The sequence below is a fragment of the Tsukamurella sp. NPDC003166 genome (assembly GCF_040611135.1).
Taxonomy (GTDB): Bacteria; Actinomycetota; Actinomycetes; order Mycobacteriales; family Mycobacteriaceae; genus Tsukamurella.
Window position 1 is genome coordinate 69,495 of sequence record NZ_JBEXNL010000001.1, and the last position, 17,351, is coordinate 86,845.

Consider the following 17,351-nt stretch of genomic DNA (forward strand, 5'->3'; position numbering starts at 1 on the left):
GTCAGTTGTCCGGGGTCGGCGCCGGCGTGGGAACCGGGCCGCCGCCCTGCCCGCCCGCACCGGGGATGGTGAACTGCCCGAAGCCCGGGATGGTGATCGTGGTGCCGCCCGGACCCGTCTGGACGCCGGGAAGGGACGGGGCCGACGGTGCGGGGGCGATGCCGTTCGACAGGTTGAGGGTGATCGTCGAGCCGGGCTGTGTGAAACCGGACGGCGAGGTCGAGACGACGGTGCCGTTCGGCGCGGAGTTGTTGACGTACGCGACGGTCGCCTTGAAGCCGGCGGCCTCGATCCGGGCCCGTGCCGCGGCCTCGTTGAGCCCGATCACGTTCGGGATCTTGCCGGGGCCGAAGCCGTCCCGGTACTTCGGGTCGACCGACGGCAGCGCGACGGGGCCGTAGATCGTCGAGACCGGTTTCATCGCGGTGTACCAGGCCAGAGCAGGCTCGTTACCACCGTAGACATTGCCCTCGCCGCAGGGCCGCAGCGGACTCGTGCAGATGGGGCCGGGGGAGTTGCCGTCGTTGTAGACGTAGCTGGCACCCGCGTACTGGTTGGTGAACGCGAGGAAGGCCGAGGAACGGAAGGTCTCCGTGGTGCCGGTCTTGCCGGACAACGGGAGCGACCAGCCGGCGCGGGAGGCCGAGCCCGCGGAGGTGCCCGCGCCACGGTCGTCCTGGCTCAGTGCATTCGCGAGGGTGTTCGCCAGGCCCTTGTCGATGACCTGCTCGCACTTCTCGGACTTGAAGGGCACCGGGGTCGTCTCCGGCTTACCGTCGGCCCCCACGGTCTGTATGCCGTCGCTGTTGCGCTTGGGCTGGGTGATCGACTGGATCGGATTCGCGGGGCACCACATACCGCCCGACGAGAGCGTGGCCGCGACGTTCGTCAGTTCGAGCGCGCTCACCGCGGTCGGACCGAGCGTGAACGAGGCCAGGTTCTGCTTCTTGAACATGTCGGCGAGGCTGTCGTTGCCGAAGCCCGAGCTTCCGGGCAGCGTGTACGAGCGCATGCCGAGCTTGACCGCCATGTCGACCACCGGCGTCACGCCCACCTGCTCAATCAGTTTGACGAACGGCGTGTTCGGCGAGGTCGCGAGGGCCTGCGTCAGCGACATGGAGTACGGGTACGCGCCCGCGTTCTTCACGCAGTAGGAATCGGACGGGCAGCCCGCGTAGCCGCCGTGGCCCATCCCCTTCACCGACACCGTGGACGGCACGGTGACGTTCGTGTCCAGCCCCATGCCCTTCTCCATCGCCGCCGCGACCGTGAAGATCTTGAAGGTGGACCCGGCACCGTCGCCCACCTGGGCGAAGGGCTCGGGCTGGACGGTCTCGCGTTTGTCGACGTTGAGGCCGTAGACGCGCGAGGAGTTCATCGCGACGATGTCGTGCGAGGTCTGGCCGGGCTTGATCACGTTCATGACCTGCGCGACATTGGAGAGGGTCGGGCTGGCGGTGGCGGTGAGTGCCGACTGCACCGAGTCCTGGACACGCGGATCGAGGGTGGTGCGGATCGTGTAGCCGCCGCGCATCACCATGTCCTTGGGGATCCCGGCCTGGGCGAGGTACTGCAGCACGTAGTCGCAGAAGTAGCCGCGGTTCGCGACCGCGGAGATGCAGCCTCCGGGCAGCGTGTTCGGTCGCGGGAGAACGCCGAGGGGCGCCTGCTTCGCCGCCTGGTACTCCGCCGCCTTGTCCGGGAAGTTCGCGATGAGCGTGTCCAGGACGGTGTTGCGGCGGATGGTGACGCCCTGGGGGTTGGTGTACGGGTCCAGCGCGGAGCTCGACTGGACCATTCCGGCGAGCATCGCCGACTCCGGGATGCTCAGCTGCGAGGCCCGCTTGCCGAAGTAGGTCTGCGCCGCCACCTCGATGCCGTAGGCGCCGTTGCCGAAGGGCACCAGGTTCAGGTAGCGCGCCAGGATCTGCTCCTTGGCGATCACCTTGGCCCGCGCGTCGTCGACGCCGTGCTCCTTCTTCGCGCGCTCGGTGAGCGTGCGCTCGAGCGTGAGCGCCATCCGTACCTCGCGCAGCTTGCGGGCCGGGGTGGTCTCGACCGCCGCGCGCCGGTCCGCGTCCGACTTCGCGAGGACGAGCAGCTGGTAGTTCTTGATGTACTGCTGATCCAGTGTCGATGCGCCCTGCTGGACCTCGCCCGCGGACTGGTTCTTGAGGAACGCGCGCAGTGTGCCCTGGTAGTCCACGCCGTCGTGCTCCATGAACCGCTTGTCCTCGATCGAGATGATCGAGCGCACCATGTTCTGCGAGATCTGGTCGAACGGGACCTGCACGCGCCGCTGGTCGTAGAGGTACGCCATCGGCGCTCCGGTCGAGTCGACCACCGTGGTCACCTCGGGGACCTGGCCCTCGAGCAGCTCGGAACTGATGTTGTCGACGGTGTCCGCCGCACGGTTCGAGATGAGGCCGATGCCGCCGATGTACGGGAACAGGACACCGGCGACCAGCAGCCCGGCCAGCAGGATGCAGCCGACCAGTTTCGCGATCACTCCGGGTTTCGACACGGTCACCAGGATACGTGCCGACCGGCTCGACTCCGGGGTCCCGACGCGCCGACCAGGGCGTCGGTACGGACGTACAGAATTTCTTGGACCACTGTTCCGATCTACCTCGGTCCCCGACTTGTTTCCTCCGTGTGATTCAGGTAACACTATTGCAGACGATGTGGTGAGCACCTCGATCGGCCCCCCGTACACCTCCGGGACGGACCGAGGGGAGGTCGGACCACGACACGCGAAAGGGGATGTCACATGACAAGTGCACGGGTTCTGGTCGACGACGAGGATCGCCTGGTTTGGGTCTCCAAGGCCAAGTGTCGCGACGTCGATCCCGATGAGCTGTTCGTTCGTGGCGCCGCCCAGCGCAAGGTCGCGACCATCTGCCGTCACTGCCCGGTCCAGCTCGAGTGCGGTGCCGACGCGCTCGACAGCCGCGTCGAGTTCGGCGTCTGGGGCGGTATGACGGAGCGCCAGCGCCGCGCCCTCCTCCGCCAGCATCCCGAGGTCACCAGCTGGCGCGCCTTCTTCGAAGCCCAGCGCGATCGCAAGCGCGTCGTCGCCGGCTGACTCCCCGCCTCCCGGCGGGAGGTATCAGGGCCTTGTACCTTCGACGGTGCGGGGCCCTTTCGTTTGCCCAGCTACCGAATTCGGCCGACGATCTGCTCGGCGACGGCCTGCAGCGCCTCCAGGTTGGCCACCTCGAAGGGCAGGGACGGCACGCCGACCACCGGCACCGTCGGGCACCGTCGGACGAACTCCCCGAGCACCTGCACCTCGCGCGCCGCGATCTCCGCGCGCCACGCGTGTACGCGCAGGACGGCCTCAGCGGTGCGGGCGGCACCGTCGGCCCCCAGGCGCCCGGACGCGGCCCGGGCGGCCTCGACGGGAACCGTCGCGAGCCCCGGGTGCGTACGGTTGACGATGAGTCCGGCGAGCGGCATCGACTCGCCCGCGAGACGCTCCACGAAATAGGTGGCCTCGCGCAGCGTGTCCTCCTCGGGCGAGGCGACCACCACGAAACGCGTGCTGGGCTGTGCGAGCATCGCGTAGGTGCGATCCGCGCGTTCCTGGAAGCCGCCGATCAGCGTGTCCATCTGGGACACGAATCCGGAAGCGTCCGAAAGCATCTGGCTTCCGACAATCGTCGAGACCAGCTTCAATGCGATCCCCATGCCGCCCGAGACCAACCGGCCGAAGCCGCGGGTGGGGCCCGCGATGAGCCCCATCAGGCGGGAATCGAGCATGGAGCCGAACCGTTTCGGCGCGTCCAGGAAGTCGAGGGCGTTGCGCGAGGGCGGCGTGTCCACGACGACGAGGTCCCAGCGCTCGTCGGCAGTGAGCTGGCCGAGCTTCTCCATCGCCATGTACTCCTGCGTCCCGGAGAACGAGCTGGCCACGGTCTGGTAGAACGGGTTCGCCAGGATCTCCTGCGCGCGTGCGGGATCCGCATTCGACGTGACCATCTCATCGAAGGTCCGCTTCATGTCGAGCATCATCGCGTGCAGGGTGCCGCCACCGGAGACGTCCACCGCCTGCGGTTCGTTCGTCAGGTCGGCCACGCCGAGGGCCTGTGCCAGTCGGCGCGCGGGATCGATGGTCAGGACCACCACCCGCCGGCCCTGCTCGGCCGCCCACAGCGCCATCGCCGCGGCCGTCGTGGTCTTACCCACGCCGCCGGAGCCGCAGCACACCACCACGCGGGTACCCGGATCCATCAGCTGCGGGCCCAGTTCCAGACCGATCATCGGACCCCCGCCTCCTCCAGTGCACCCGCCAATTCGCGGACGCCGCGCAGATCGACCCCGCCGGTCAACAACGGCAGTTCCAAGCGGCCCGCGACGTCGATCGCCCGCAGGTCCGCCCGGGCCTCGTCCTGACCGTCGACCGTCCGCGCGAACTGGATGGTCTCCGTGAGCAACCCCGCCAGATCCTCGTCGGACAGGGCGATCCCCGCACCGTCGAGCGCGGCCCGGACCGCGGGTCCGTCGATGGTGCCGTCGGCGGCGGCGCGCAGCTCGTCGGCGTCGAGGAGCTGCGGCAGCGTCCGGTTGACGATGACCGCGCCGACCCTGAGATCGAGCTCGCGCAGCTCTCGCGCGGCCTCCGCGGTCTCCTGGATCGGCAGTGACTCGAGGAGCGTCACCAGGTGCACGACGGTGTCGGGGGAGTGCAGCAGGCGCACCACCCGGTCCGCCTGGCCGGCGATCGGGCCCGCCTTGGCGATCTCCTTCATCGCCCGCGTGACGTCCAGGAACTTCCCGATGCGGCCCGTGGGCGGTGCGTCCACGACGATCGCGTCGTAGGCGTACCGGCCGTCGCGGTCGCGCCGCTGCGTGCACTCCATGATCTTGCCGGTGATGAGGATGTCCTTGAGGCCCGGCGCCAATGTCGTCGCGAACTCGATCGCACCGATCGACTTGAGCGCGCGGGCCGCGAGGCCCATGCCGTAGTTGGTCTTGAGGTAGTCGAGGAACGTGGCCTCGACGTCCATCGGGAGCGCGAAGACGGTGCCGGTGCCGGAGGTCGCGATCTTCGTCTCGGTCGGCGGCAGTTCGCCCAGCTCGAAGGTGGGCGCGATGCCGGCGCGGCCCTCGACCTCGATCAGCAGGACCTTCTTGCCGCCCTCGGCCAGGGCGAGCGCGAGCGCCGCGGCCACCGTCGACTTGCCGGTCCCGCCCTTGCCGGACACGAAGTGCAGCCGGGAATCCCGGAGGCCCTCGGGCCATGCCGCCGCCGTGTCCTGCGCGACCCCGCTCGGGCCCGCCTCGCTCACCACCACGACCGGAGCATATCCATACCGCCGTGCACGCCCGGGCCGATAGCGTGAACCTCCCCGCGCAATGCGACCGAGAACACGTTCTGCACCGCTGTAGGGATCGCGCCTATCGCCCTGCCCGCGAGGTGGATAGGGTGAGGCCATGAGTGAGAAGACCACGTGGGAGTACGCCACCATCCCCCTGCTGACCCATGCCACCAAGCAGATCCTCGACACCTGGGGCTCCGACGGCTGGGAACTCGTCACCGTGCTCCCCGGCCCCACCGGTGAGCAGCACGTGGCCTACATGAAGCGGCCGCTCTCGTGACCGCCCCGTCCGCCCGGCTCGCCGAGCTCGGCATCGTCCTGCCTGAGGTCGTGCCGCCCCTCGCCGCGTACGTCCCGGCCACGCAGGTGGGCGACCTGGTCCACACGTCCGGCCAGCTCCCGCTCGTCGACGGTGCCCTGCTCGCGCAGGGCAAGGTCAGCGAGAACGCGGAGGGTGTCGTGGACGTCGAGACCGCCGTGGCCGCAGCCCGGCAGTGCGCGCTCAACGCACTGGCCGCCGTGCACGCGCTCGTCGGCATCGACAACGTCAAACGCGTCGTCAAGGTCACCGGCTTCGTCGCCTCGGCGCCGGGATTCTCGGGTCAGCCCACCGTCGTCAACGGCGCGTCGCTCCTGCTCGGGGAGGTCTTCGGTGAGGCGGGCGTGCACGTCCGGTCCGCCGTCGGTGTCGCGGAGCTGCCGCTGGGTGCACCCGTCGAGGTCGAGCTCACGGTCCAGGTATGACCCTCGAGCATCCAGCGCCGGGGAAGCTGCGGCAGGTCACTCCCTTCGCCGCGGTGCTGCTCTGCGACAACCCGTCGGTGATGACCCTCGAGGGCACGAACACCTGGATCCTCCGGGCGCCCGGGCGCGAGGAGGCCGTGGTCGTCGACCCCGGCCCCAAGGGCGATAAGAAGCACCTGCGGCGCGTCGCGAAGGCTGCGGGCACCGTCGCGCTGACGCTCGTGACGCACCGGCACGCCGACCACACCGGCGGGCTGAAGAAGTGGGAGGAGCTCACGCGCAGCCCCATCCGCGCCTTCGCGCAGAAGTACTGCATCAACACCGCGACGCCGCTCGTCGGCGGCGAGGTGATCGAGGTCGCGGGACTGCGGATCACGGTGCTGCACACGCCGGGGCATACGGCCGACTCGCTGAGTTTCCTCGTCGACGGTGCCGAGGGCGAACCCGGAGCCCTCGTCTCGGGCGACACGCTCCTCGGGCGCGGCACCACCGTGCTCGACGCCACGGACGGCACGCTCGCCGACTACCTCGGCTCGCTGGAGTCGTTGTCGACGGTGGCCGACGGTCGCGTCCTGCTGCCGGGCCACGGCCCGGACCTGCCGGACGCGGGGCCCGTCGTCGCGGCGTACGCCGCGCACCGTCAGGACCGGCTGCAGCAGGTCCGCGACGCGCTCGACGAACTCGGCGTGAGCGCCGCTGACGCCAAGCCGATGAAGATCGTCAAGCACGTCTACCGAGACGTCGACAAGAAGGCCTGGCCGGCGGCCCGCATGTCCGTCAAGGTGCAGCTCACGTATCTCGCCGAGCACGGCTGAGGCGCCCGGGCCCGAGCCCGGGCACGGATCAGAGGGATGTCACTCCGTGGGCTGTGCCACCGTGACCGCCTGTGCCGAAACGGACATTGGTGCGACTCTGCGACGGGGCGTCGGCGTGTCGTCGCCGACACGCACCGAACCTCGAGGGCCGAGTGGCTCGGCGGACGAATAATGTCCGGTCGTTCGTCTCAACGATCGTGAGAACGAATGACCGGACATCTTCTCGATCCGGGGTATGAGATCTCAGCGGGCGCGGCGCGCCAATCGCTCCGAATCCGTGATCACCACGGACTTGCCTTCGAGACGCAGCCAACCCCGGTGGGCGAAGTCGGCGAGGGCCTTGTTGACCGTCTCGCGCGAAGCGCCGACGAGCTGTGCGATCTCCTCCTGCGTGAGGTCATGGGTCACACGCAGGGCGCCGTTCTCGTGCGTGCCGAAGCGCTGCGCGAGCTGCAGCAGCTGCTTGGCGACACGGCCGGGAACGTCGGTGAAGATCAGGTCGGCCAGGTTGTTGTTCGTGCGGCGCAGGCGGCGCGCGAGCACGCGCAGCAGCTGCTCCGCGATCTCCGGCCGGTCGCGGATCCACGCGCGCAGCGCCTCGCGGTCCATCGTCATTGCGCGGACCTCGGTGATGCAGGTGGCGCTCGACGTGCGGGGGCCCGGGTCGAAGATCGACATCTCGCCGAACATGTCCGACGGGCCCATCACCGACAGCAGGTTCTCGCGACCGTCCGGCGAGCGCCGGCCGAGCTTCACCTTGCCCGCGAGGATGATGTACAGCCGGTCACCCGGCTCGCCCTCGTTGAAGATCACGTGCCCGCGGGGGTAATCGACCTCGTGTAGATCCTTGGTGAGCGCATCGACCGCGCCCGGCTCGACACCCTGAAATATGCCGGCCCGCGCCAGGACCTCGTCCACGGGGTACCTCGTTCCTTGATCGACCATCCGTCGCAGGCGGCGATCGCCGCGACCTGGAGTGTGAGTTTATGCAGCGTTCCGCGCTGATGTGGGAAATCGCACAGACGTCTGTCGTGAACATTACCCGTTCGCGTGATGAACGGCACGTCCGCGTTCCACATCGGGCCCGTCCGATACCGGAGCGAAGTCGGCGAAGGCCCGCTGGGCGTCGGTGCTCGTCAGGTCGAGGAGTGCGGTCTCAGCTGGCCCGGCGCTCGGCGCCGCCGTCGAGGTCGAGGCTGTCCACGGCCTTGGGAAGCCCGATCCGCGCCAGCGTCTCGACATCGGGCACCTCGTCGTCGCCGCTGACGGGCGGCGCCGCACGTTCGGCGGTGACCCGCGTCTCGATTCGCTCCATGGCCAATGCGAACAGCATCAGCACCACCGGGAACAGCAGCCCGAGCAATCCTTGCATGCCGGACAGTAAACACAGCCAAGGTCTCGATACGGCAACGAACGAGTGACGTCGTCGTCGTTAGAATCGATTCTCATGCCCCAGGAGCCGGAATCCCACCTCGCGTTGGTGCGGCGCGCCCGCCGGATGAACCGCAGCCTGGCGACCGCGTTCCCCCACGTGTACTGCGAACTCGACTTCACGGACCCGCTCGAGCTGTCGGTCGCCACGATCCTCTCGGCGCAGTGCACCGATGTCCGGGTGAATCAAGTCACACCGACGTTGTTCGCCCGCTATCGGACGGCCGCCGACTACGCGGGTGCCAACCGGGCGGAGCTCGAGGAGTACATCCGGTCCACCGGCTTCTACCGCAACAAGGCCACCTCGATCATGGGGCTCGGGCAAGCGCTCGTGGACCGCTTCGACGGCGAGGTGCCGGGCACGATGAAGGAGCTCGTGACGCTCCCGGGATTCGGCCGCAAGACGGCGAACGTCATCCTGGGCAACGCCTTCGACGTCCCCGGCATCACCGTCGACACGCATTTCTCCCGCCTTGTCCACCGCTGGGAGTGGACCGAGCTGCACGACCCGGTGAAGATCGAGCACGCCGTGGGTGAGCTGATTCCCCGCAAGGAGTGGACCCTCCTCAGCCACCGGGTGATCTTCCACGGCCGACGGGTGTGTCACGCCCGCAAGCCCGCGTGCGGCGTGTGCGTCCTGGCCAAGGACTGCCCCTCGTTCGGCGCCGGCCCGATCGACCCCGTCGAGGCCGCGGAGCTGGTCAAGGGCCCGGAGCGCGACCATCTGCTTCAGATCGCGCCGCCCCCGCCCCGCCGGCGCCGCGTGCAGGCCGGAGCGGGTCGATGAACGCACCCGCCCCGCTGCTCCCGGGCGAGCGGCGCAGCCGCGTCCCGGCCGCCGCGCGCTGGCTGATCGTCTGCGGGGTCGTCGTGGTCGCCCTGGCCGTCGCCATCTGGCCCCGGGGCGGCGACGGTGCCCCCGCCTCGCCGACGCAGGGGGCGGCACCGTCGACCAGCGCGAGCGCCGGCCAGCTGACGGCGGCCCGGGAGCGGGCGGCGCAGCCGGCGTGCCCCGGCGGGATCGGCGCGGCGGCGTTGACGGGCCTGTCCCTGACCTGCCTCGGCGACGGTGCGCCCGTGGACCTCGCTGCCCCGACCGCCCGGCCGACGCTCATCAACGTCTGGGCCTGGTGGTGCGGGCCGTGCCGCGTCGAGTTGCCCGCTCTCGCGGAGATCGCCGCGCGTGCCGGTGACCGTCTGACGGTGCTCGGCGTCCACGCCGACCCGAATCCCGTCGCGGGCCTGGACCTCCTGGCCGAGCTGAAGGTGAAGCTGCCCACCGTGCAGGACCCGCGGGCCGTCGTCGCGGCGCTGCTCGGTGCCCCGCGCGCCTACCCCGTGACCGTTCTGTTGCGTTCCGATGGCACTGTTGCCGGTGTGCACGCCCAACCCTTCACCTCCGCCGACGACGTGGCCGCCCTGGTCCGCACCGAGCTCGGGGTGAGCCTGTGAGCGCGCCGCAATGGCTCGATCCGCTGCTGGACAACCTCGGCGGTGTGGCCGACGAGCTCCGGCTGCGCGGCGGCGCCGTCGCGGCGCTGCAACGGGCGAAGCATCCGCGTCCGGCGTCCGTCCTGATCCTGTTCGACGGCGACCCGGACGCGTCCGGCCCGACCCCGCCCGACGACGCGACGGTGCTGCTCACGCAGCGCGCGTCCGCCCTGCGGCAGCACTCGGGCCAGGTGGCCTTCCCCGGCGGCAAGCGGGACCCGGGGGACGCCGACGACGTGGCGGTCGCGCTGCGGGAGGCGTGGGAGGAGACCGGGCTGGCCCCCGACTCCGTCGAGATCCTCGCCGAGCTCGACCCGATCGAGGTGCCGGTGTCCGGCTTCCGCGTGGTGCCGGTCATCGGTTACGCCGCGCGGCCCTCCGGGGTGGGCGTCGTCGATCCGGGCGAGACCGCACTCGTCCGCCGCGTGCCCCTGGCCGAGCTCATCGATCCCGCGCACCGGTTCATGGTGCGCAAGTCCTTCTACCGCGGGCCCGCGTTCGCGGCCGGGCCGATGCTGGTCTGGGGCTTCACGGGGGGCCTGGTGAACGCGCTGATCCGCTCCGCGGGCTGGGAACGCCCGTGGAACACCGATGATGTGCGGCCACTCACCGACGAGGTGCGCGCCGCCGCGGCGCGCGCCGCGACCTGGCAGGAGAACGCCCGATGACCGGATCGACCTGGGTCGACGTGGTCGTCGTCGGTCTCATGCTCCTCGCTGCGTTGTCCGGCTACCGCCAGGGCGCCGCGGCGTCGGTGCTCGCGTTCGTCGGCGTGGTGCTGGGCGCCGCGGCGGGCGTCCTGCTGGCCCCGCACGTGCTCGACTCGGTGAACAATCCGACGGGGCGCGTCGTGCTCGGCGTCGGACTGCTCGCGGGCCTGGTGATCGTCGGCGAGCTGTCCGGCATGGTCCTCGGCCGGGCGGTGCGCAGTTCGATCCGGCACGGCGGCCTGCGGACGGTGGACTCGGGCGTGGGCGCGGTCGTGCAGGTGGGCGCGCTGCTGGTGGCGGCGTGGCTGGTCGCGATCCCGCTCACCACCGCCGCAGCGCCGCAGATCGCGCGGTCCGTCAACGGCTCGTACGTGCTCGGCAAGGTCAACGGCTTCGCCAAGGTGGTCGGCGCAGACGGGCTGCCGCAGAAGTTCGCGTCGATCATCGACGACTCCGGGCTGCCGCAGGCCCTGGGGCCGTTCGTGAACACTCCGGTGGTGAGCGTCGACGCCCCCGACCGCATCGACTTCACCGACCCGGTCGTGCAGCGGGTCCGCTCCTCGGTCGTGCGCATCGACGGCCAGGCCCCGTCCTGCAGCCGCGCGCTCGAGGGCTCGGGCTTCGTCTCGACGGCCGGCCGGGTCGTCACCAACGCGCACGTCGTCGCCGGCACCCGCAGCGTGCAGGTCACCGTCGACGGCACCAAGAAGTACAGCGCGCAGGTCGTCTACTTCGACCCCCAGACCGATGTCGCGGTGCTCAACGTGCCCGGGATGACCGCGACGCCGCTGCGGATCGTGTTCAACGGAGCTAAGCCGGGCGACCCGGGCTTCGTGCTCGGCTTCCCCGGTGGTGGGCCGCTGACCCTGTCCTCATCGCGCGTGCGCAGTCAGCAGACCCTCGAGGGCCGCAACATCTACCGCGACGCGCAGGTCCGGCGCGACGTCTACCTGCTGCGCGGGCAGGTCCGCCCGGGCAACTCCGGCGGGCCGATGTTCGACCGTCAGGGCAACGTGGTGGGGGTGATCTTCGGCGTCGCGGTCGATGACGCGGACACCGCGTTCGCGCTCACCGCCAAGCAGGTCGAGCCGGCGCTGCAGGCCGGCAGCACCGCCACCGCGGGCGTGTCGACGGGGGACTGCGTCAACCGCTGACGGAGCCCGACTCGCACGTCCGGGCCGCGGCACCGTCGGCCTGCGGACCGCGGGCCCTGCTCAGGGCAGGAGCCGGGGCCCGGGCAGGTCCGCGAGGAAGCTCGCCAGCTGCGGCCCGACGATGCCGGGCGCCTCCTCGTGCGCGTAGTGTCCGGCGTTCTCGACGGCGCGCACCCGGTAGTCGTTCGCCCAGTCGTGGCTCGAATACACGGGCTGCGGCAGGACGTACGGGTCGTCCTCGCCGCGGAAGGCGAGCACCGGGATGTGCAGCCGCTGATTCATGCTGCCGAGGAAGCGGCTGCCGTCGGGCCGGAACTGGCTGCGCCAAGCCCAGCGCGCGTATTCGAGGGCGCTGTGCGCGGTGCCGGGGATCTGGATGGCGCTGCGGTACTGGGTGAGCGCCTCGGCGTAGTCGGCGGTGCGCCGCCAGGTCGCGCCGCTGCGGGCGGCGTAGAGGGCACCGATCTCCGCACCGTCGTCCCTGGTCAAGCGGTCCTCGGCGACACGGGGGAGCTGCGCGAAGGTGATCGGGCCGAGCATCGCCGAGCGCTGATCCTTGTTGCGCAGGGCCGAGCGCTTGAGTGCGATCGGATGCGGCGAGGAGATCACCGCGATCGCCGAGACCACCCGCGGGTGGAGGGTGGCCGTGGCCCAGCAGCCCAGGCCGCCCTCGCCGTGCCCGACCACTGCGGCGGACGTGTGCCCGAGCGCGCGGATGAGGCCGCTGATGTCGCCGGCGAGCGTCCAGCCGTCGTAGCCACGGGGCGGCTTGTCACTGTCGCCGTAGCCGCGTAGGTCGACCGCGACGGCCCGGTGGCCCGCGTCGTGCAGCTGGGGGAGCAGGTGTCGCCAGCTCCACCAGAAGCCGCCGAAGCCGTGCAGGAACACCACGAGCGGCCGGTCGGCGGCGGGGGAGCCGGTGTCCGGCCGGTACTCGACGGCGTGCAACCGGATCCCGTTGGCGCGGACGTCGAGGTGCTCCCAGGGGCCGGCGAACCGGACGCTCGACGGGTCGGGGCTGGTCACCGTGTCCTCGCCTCGGGCCGGTCGGTCAGCGCCGGGCGTCGCCCGACGGTGCGCCGCCCTTCAGGGCCGCCATCGGGTCGACATCGCCCTTGAGGATCGACTGCGACTCCTTGAGCGAGGCGATCGTCTTCTGCGGGCCGCGGATCTTCCGCACCTTGAGGAAGCCGAAGAACGCCGCGAGGCCGGCCACGATCAGCATCAGGACGAACACGATGAGCGACGCGGCCCACATCGGCAGCCACACGTTGAGCAGCCACGCGAGGAAGAAGAAGAAGAAGAACGACGAGTACAGGGCGACCACGCCGGCGACGGCGAAGAAAGCCGAGCCCGTGGCCGCCTTCTTCACATCTCGCATGGTCTCGGCCTTGGCCAGCTCGACCTCGGCGCGGACCAGCGAGGAGACCTGGGCCGATGCATCGCGCACGAGGCTGCCGATCGTCGGATCGCCGGAGGCGGTCACGTGGGGATCGGTGAGCGGGATCGCCGAGAGCGTGCGCGGGGTCCCGCCGGTGGGTGTGCTGTCCAAGCTCACTGTGGTCCTCCTCTAGTTGTAGTCATCGTGCCAGAGGTCACGGATGCGCGTGCACCCTCCCACGCCGGAGGAGCAGTAGCGACCCGACGACGGACGCCACCACGGAGGTCAGCAGGACCGCCGCCTTCGCCAGATCGGCCTCGTCGGCGGGCAGCGCGAGCTCCGCGACCAGCAGGCTCACGGTGAAGCCGATGGCACCGAGCACGCTGAGCGCCAGGATGTCCCGGCCGACCAGGCCCTCGGGGCGTTCGGCGAGCCGGAGCCGTACGGCCAGCGCGCTGGCGCCGGAGATGCCGATGATCTTGCCCACGAACAGGCCGATCATGATGCCGAGCGCCAGCTCGTCGGTGAACAGCTCGCGGAAGACCCCGCCGTTCACCGCGACGCCCGAGGCGAAGAACGCGAATACCGGCACGCAGATCAACGCCGAGACCGGTTGGATCCGGTGCTCGAGCCGTTCGGCCGGCGACGAGTGTTCCCCGGGGTCCGGCTTCACGCGCGTGAGCAGGCCGAGCGCCACGCCCGCGATGGTCGCGTGCACCCCCGACTGCAGCATGGCCACCCAGACCACGATCGCGATCGGGACGTAGAGGAACGGCGTGGAGATCCGACGGTGCTGCCCGAACCAGTACAGCGCGCAACCGGCGGCGGCGACGGCGAGCCAGCCCGCGCGGAGGTCCCCCGCGAACAGCACCGCGATGACGGCGATGGCGATCAAGTCATCGACCACGGCGAGGCCGAGCAGGAACACCCGCGCCCCCGAGGGCAGCCGGGACCCGATGAGCGAGAGGATGCCGAGCGCGAAGGCGATGTCGGTGGCGATGGGGATGGCCCACGCGGTGCCGATGTGCGGGTTGTCGCGGGCGACCGTGAACGCGATGACCGCGGGAACGACGACGCCGCCGACCGCGCACAGCACGGGGAGTGCGGCGCCGCGCAGGGTCGAGAGTTCCCCGACCACCAACTCGCGCTTGAGTTCCAGCCCGGCCACGAAGAAGAAGATCGCGAGCAGGCCGTCCTTGGCCCAGTCGGCGAGCGAGAGCCGCAGGTGCAGGGGCTGCCCGAACACGGACCAGGTGTCACTGCCGAGAGTGATCTGTGCCAGATGGGTATAGGTCGAGCCCCACGGGGAGTTGGCCCACGCCAGCGCGATCGCGGCGGCGATGAGAAGGGCGGTGCCGCCGACGGTTTCGGTGCGCAGGAACCGGATCAACGCCCGTGAGGCCCGGAACCGGGGCGGTGCGTCGTTCATCCGTCAACGGTACCGCAGTGGGGTCGGGTGACCCGGGTCACCGCGGTGGTCGTTCGATGCCCGGAGTAATCTCCGCCCCATGAATCGCAGGCGGATCGTCGTCGCCTCCATGGTGGGCACCACCATCGAGTTCTTCGACTTCTACATCTACGCGACCGCAGCCGTGCTGGTCTTCCCCACGTTGTTCTTCCCGAAGGGCAATGACACGGCGGCGCTGCTCAGCTCGTTCGCGACCTTCGGGCTGGCCTTCGCCGCTCGGCCACTCGGCTCGATCCTGTTCGGCCACTTCGGCGATCGGATCGGTCGCAAGGCGACGCTCGTGGGCTCGCTGCTCACGATGGGCATCGCGACCTTCCTCATCGGCCTCCTCCCGACCTACGCCGTGGCCGGGTACTGGGCCCCCGGGCTGCTCGCGCTGATGCGCTTCGCCCAGGGGCTCGGGCTCGGCGGCGAGTGGTCGGGAGCGGCGCTGCTCGCGACGGAGACCGCGGAGAAGGGTAAACGTGCCTGGGCCGCGATGTGGCCGCAACTGGGCGCTCCCTTCGGCTTCTTCCTGGCCAACGGCGTCTTCCTCATCCTCATGGAGGTGCTCGACTTCGATTCCAAGGATCCGAGCACCAGTCACGCCTTCATGACCTGGGGTTGGCGCGTGCCCTTCCTGCTCTCGGCGGTGATGGTGATCGTGGGCCTGTATGTGCGGCTGCGCATCTCGGAGACGCCCGTCTTCGCGAAGGCCGTCGAGGAGGGCAAGAAGGTCAAGGCCCCGATCGGCGAGGTCTTCCGTACGGCGTGGCGTCCGCTGATCATCGGCACCTTCGTCATGGTCGCCACGTACACGCTGTTCTATCTGGTGACCACGTGGATCGCGTCCTACGGCGTGGGCAAGGTCGTGGACAAGTCGGGGATCAAGCTGACCTTCTCGTTCACCGACTTCCTCGAGATGCAACTGATCGCGGTGCTCTTCTTCGCCGCCTTCGTGGCGGTCTCCGGATGGCTCGCGGACCGGTTCGGGCGTCGCCTCGTCCTGATCGTCGTGACCGTCGGGATCATCGTCTACGGCTTGCTGTTCACGTGGATCCTCGACCCCGCGACCACCACGCGGGGCTCGATGCTGGTGGTCCTCATCGTGGGGCTGACGCTCATGGGCCTGACCTTCGGCCCCATGAGCGCCGTGCTGCCCGAGCTGTTCTCGACCAACGTCCGGTACACCGGCAGTGGCGTCTCGTACAACCTCGCGTCCATCCTCGGCGCGGCGATCGCGCCCTTTATCGCGACCTGGCTGGTGCACAGCTACGGCGTCGCCTGGGTGGGCGTCTACCTCGCGATCGCCGGCCTCGCCACGCTGATCGCGCTCGTCGTCATGCGCGAGACGCGGGACGTGGAGCTCGATAGGGTCTGATCCATGCGGATCCTGATCGTCGGTGCGGGTGCGACCGGAGGCGCGTTCGGCACGCGACTGATCGAGGCCGGAAGGGACGTGACCTTCCTCGTCCGGCCCGCCCGCGCGGCCCTGTTGCGGCGCGACGGACTCCGGTTCACGGACGCGTCCGGCACTCGCACGCTCCCTGTCGGCGTGCGCACGGCGGACGAGCTCGCCGCTGCCCCCGAGGTCTTCGACCTCGTGGTGGTCACGGTCAAGGCGCCCGCGCTGGAGGGCGCGATCGCCGATGTCGCGCCCGCGGTGGGGGAGGGCACCGTCGTCCTGCCCATCCTCAACGGCATGGCCCACGTGGACCGGCTCGAGCAGGCCTTCGGGAGCCGGGTGCTCGGCGGGCTCGCGATGATCGTCGCCACCCTCGACGACGGTGCCGTGGTCCAGCTGAACGACTGGTCCGCGATCACCATCGGCGACGGTGCGCCCGCGGTCGCCGAGGCCCTCGACGTGCCAGGGATCCGGCTCACCGTCGAGGCCGACATCGTCGGGGCGATGTGGGCGAAGTGGGCGTTCATCGCCGCCAGTGGCATCGACTGCTGTCTGTTCCGCAGCGCGGCGGGTCCGGTGATCCGCGCCGGCGGGGAGCCGCAGGTGCGGGCGCTCATCGCGGAGACCGAGGCGGTGGCCGCGGCCGCCGGCCACCCGGTTCCCGCGGCGTCCCACGAGCGGACCGTCGCGACCCTCGTCGACGTCGACTCGACGATGACCTCCTCGCTCTACCGGGATCTCGTGGCGGGCCTGCCCCACGAGGCCGAGCAGATCCTCGGCGACCTCGCGGCGCGCGGGCGCGAGCTGGGGGTGGCCACGCCCCTGCTCGACCTCACCCTGGTCCAGGTGCGGGCGGACGCCCTGCAACGGGCGGGATCCTGACGCCCGCTGCTTCTGCGGCTGCACGGTAGGCCGCGGCGAGCGTGTCCACGGTCTCGTGCGCGTTGAGTCCGCTCGGGTTCGGGAGGACCCATACCCGCGTCGTGCCGATGGTCCGGTCCTGCGGGCCGGACGTGGCCTGGGGCTCGTGGAAGGCCGTGCGGTAGGCCGTGATCCCGAGAACGGCGAGGATCCGCGGTTCCACCTCGCGGACGCGCTCGACGAGTGCCTCGCCGCCGGTCCGGAGCTCGTCGGCGGAGAGCTCGCTCGCCTTCGCCGTGGCCCGCGGCGCCACATTGGTGATGCCGATCCCCGCGTCCACCAGCGCGTTCCGGTCGGCGAAGGTCATCCCGTCGGACGCGTCGATGAGGTGGTCGACGATCCCCGCGGCGTACAGCGCGGGGTAGAAGCGGTTGCCGGGCCGGGCGAAGTGCGCCCCGGTCGCGGCCGTCCAGAGGCCGGGGTTGATGCCCGCGAACAGCAGTCGGCAGCCGGGGCCGATCAGGTCCGGCACCGTCGTATCGGCGTAGGCGAGGAGTTGTTCGCGAGTGAAGCCCATGGATCACTCCTACC

Annotated in this window: 19 protein-coding genes; 10 read left to right on the plus strand and 9 right to left on the minus strand. The window is 70.4% G+C overall.

Features of this window, described 5'->3' with window-relative positions; all coding sequences use genetic code 11:
- Position 1: 1 nt before the first annotated feature.
- A complete protein-coding gene (locus tag ABZX10_RS00355; RefSeq protein ID WP_355533260.1) occupies positions 2 to 2,524 on the minus strand; it encodes a transglycosylase domain-containing protein in 2,523 nt (840 codons plus the stop codon).
- A 246-nt stretch (positions 2,525 to 2,770) separates the two neighbouring features.
- Between ABZX10_RS00355 and ABZX10_RS00360 the strand changes: the two genes are divergently transcribed.
- Complete coding sequence (locus ABZX10_RS00360) at positions 2,771 to 3,085, plus strand: WhiB family transcriptional regulator (RefSeq protein ID WP_068571349.1); 315 nt, start codon at positions 2,771 to 2,773, stop codon at positions 3,083 to 3,085.
- A 71-nt stretch (positions 3,086 to 3,156) separates the two neighbouring features.
- Here the strand turns inward: ABZX10_RS00360 and ABZX10_RS00365 are convergent, their stop codons facing one another.
- Entirely contained in the window at positions 3,157 to 4,263 is a 1,107-nt protein-coding gene (locus ABZX10_RS00365) for an ArsA family ATPase (RefSeq protein WP_355533264.1), read from the minus strand.
- On the minus strand, positions 4,260 to 5,216 hold the full coding sequence (locus ABZX10_RS00370; RefSeq protein ID WP_355534057.1) for an ArsA-related P-loop ATPase: 957 nt from the start codon (positions 5,214 to 5,216) through the stop codon (positions 4,260 to 4,262). Before ABZX10_RS00370 ends, ABZX10_RS00365 begins: the two co-directional genes overlap by 4 nt.
- 220 nt (positions 5,217 to 5,436) lie before the next feature.
- Between ABZX10_RS00370 and ABZX10_RS00375 the strand changes: the two genes are divergently transcribed.
- From ABZX10_RS00375 to ABZX10_RS00385, 3 genes are read left to right on the plus strand one after another with little or no spacing between them, the layout of a single operon-like run.
- Positions 5,437 to 5,601, plus strand: coding sequence for a hypothetical protein (locus ABZX10_RS00375; protein ID WP_355533267.1), 165 nt, complete (start codon positions 5,437 to 5,439; stop codon positions 5,599 to 5,601).
- Positions 5,598 to 6,065: a RidA family protein gene (locus ABZX10_RS00380; protein WP_355533270.1), complete on the plus strand. Its 468-nt coding sequence runs from the start codon at positions 5,598 to 5,600 to the stop codon at positions 6,063 to 6,065. The genes ABZX10_RS00375 and ABZX10_RS00380 overlap by 4 nt, the downstream gene beginning before the upstream one ends.
- Positions 6,062 to 6,880: an MBL fold metallo-hydrolase gene (locus ABZX10_RS00385; RefSeq protein ID WP_355533273.1), complete on the plus strand. Its 819-nt coding sequence runs from the start codon at positions 6,062 to 6,064 to the stop codon at positions 6,878 to 6,880. The genes ABZX10_RS00380 and ABZX10_RS00385 overlap by 4 nt, the downstream gene beginning before the upstream one ends.
- Positions 6,881 to 7,123: 243 nt before the next feature.
- Here ABZX10_RS00385 and ABZX10_RS00390 read toward each other — a convergent pair whose 3' ends face one another.
- Both ABZX10_RS00390 and ABZX10_RS00395 read right to left on the minus strand, forming a co-directional pair.
- A complete protein-coding gene (locus ABZX10_RS00390; RefSeq protein WP_068571345.1) occupies positions 7,124 to 7,798 on the minus strand; it encodes a Crp/Fnr family transcriptional regulator in 675 nt (224 codons plus the stop codon).
- Between the two features lie 238 nt (positions 7,799 to 8,036).
- Complete coding sequence (locus ABZX10_RS00395; protein WP_355533278.1) at positions 8,037 to 8,252, minus strand: hypothetical protein; 216 nt, start codon at positions 8,250 to 8,252, stop codon at positions 8,037 to 8,039.
- A 75-nt stretch (positions 8,253 to 8,327) separates the two neighbouring features.
- On the opposite strand from ABZX10_RS00395, the gene nth reads away from it, so the two are divergent.
- Genes nth through ABZX10_RS00415 form a run of 4 tightly spaced genes read left to right on the plus strand, consistent with a single transcriptional unit; the run spans position 8,328 to position 11,666 of the window.
- Positions 8,328 to 9,098, plus strand: coding sequence for an endonuclease III (gene nth, locus ABZX10_RS00400; RefSeq protein ID WP_355533281.1), 771 nt, complete (start codon positions 8,328 to 8,330; stop codon positions 9,096 to 9,098).
- Positions 9,095 to 9,763 carry a TlpA disulfide reductase family protein gene (locus ABZX10_RS00405; protein WP_355533284.1) on the plus strand — a complete coding sequence of 223 codons (669 nt, stop codon included), beginning with the start codon at positions 9,095 to 9,097 and terminating at the stop codon, positions 9,761 to 9,763. Before nth ends, ABZX10_RS00405 begins: the two co-directional genes overlap by 4 nt.
- A complete protein-coding gene (locus ABZX10_RS00410; protein ID WP_355533287.1) occupies positions 9,760 to 10,470 on the plus strand; it encodes a CoA pyrophosphatase in 711 nt (236 codons plus the stop codon). The genes ABZX10_RS00405 and ABZX10_RS00410 overlap by 4 nt, the downstream gene beginning before the upstream one ends.
- Positions 10,467 to 11,666, plus strand: coding sequence for a MarP family serine protease (locus tag ABZX10_RS00415; protein ID WP_355533290.1), 1,200 nt, complete (start codon positions 10,467 to 10,469; stop codon positions 11,664 to 11,666). Before ABZX10_RS00410 ends, ABZX10_RS00415 begins: the two co-directional genes overlap by 4 nt.
- Positions 11,667 to 11,726: 60 nt before the next feature.
- Here ABZX10_RS00415 and ABZX10_RS00420 read toward each other — a convergent pair whose 3' ends face one another.
- Genes ABZX10_RS00420 through nhaA form a run of 3 tightly spaced genes read right to left on the minus strand, consistent with a single transcriptional unit; the run spans position 11,727 to position 14,476 of the window.
- Positions 11,727 to 12,692, minus strand: coding sequence for an alpha/beta hydrolase (locus tag ABZX10_RS00420; RefSeq protein WP_355533294.1), 966 nt, complete (start codon positions 12,690 to 12,692; stop codon positions 11,727 to 11,729).
- A 25-nt stretch (positions 12,693 to 12,717) separates the two neighbouring features.
- Positions 12,718 to 13,224, minus strand: a complete 507-nt coding sequence (locus tag ABZX10_RS00425; protein WP_355533296.1) for a phage holin family protein — start codon at positions 13,222 to 13,224, stop codon at positions 12,718 to 12,720.
- Between the two features lie 37 nt (positions 13,225 to 13,261).
- Positions 13,262 to 14,476 (minus strand): Na+/H+ antiporter NhaA, encoded by a 1,215-nt coding sequence (gene nhaA / locus ABZX10_RS00430; RefSeq protein WP_355533299.1) that lies wholly within the window; start codon positions 14,474 to 14,476, stop codon positions 13,262 to 13,264.
- A 79-nt stretch (positions 14,477 to 14,555) separates the two neighbouring features.
- On the opposite strand from nhaA, the gene ABZX10_RS00435 reads away from it, so the two are divergent.
- Positions 14,556 to 15,875, plus strand: coding sequence for an MFS transporter (locus ABZX10_RS00435; RefSeq protein WP_355533302.1), 1,320 nt, complete (start codon positions 14,556 to 14,558; stop codon positions 15,873 to 15,875).
- Positions 15,876 to 15,878: 3 nt separating this feature from the next.
- Positions 15,879 to 16,781: a 2-dehydropantoate 2-reductase gene (locus ABZX10_RS00440; protein ID WP_355533305.1), complete on the plus strand. Its 903-nt coding sequence runs from the start codon at positions 15,879 to 15,881 to the stop codon at positions 16,779 to 16,781.
- Here ABZX10_RS00440 and mug read toward each other — a convergent pair.
- A complete protein-coding gene (gene mug / locus ABZX10_RS00445; RefSeq protein ID WP_355533308.1) occupies positions 16,732 to 17,337 on the minus strand; it encodes a G/U mismatch-specific DNA glycosylase in 606 nt (201 codons plus the stop codon). The genes ABZX10_RS00440 and mug overlap by 50 nt on opposite strands.
- Positions 17,338 to 17,351: the final 14 nt, after the last annotated feature.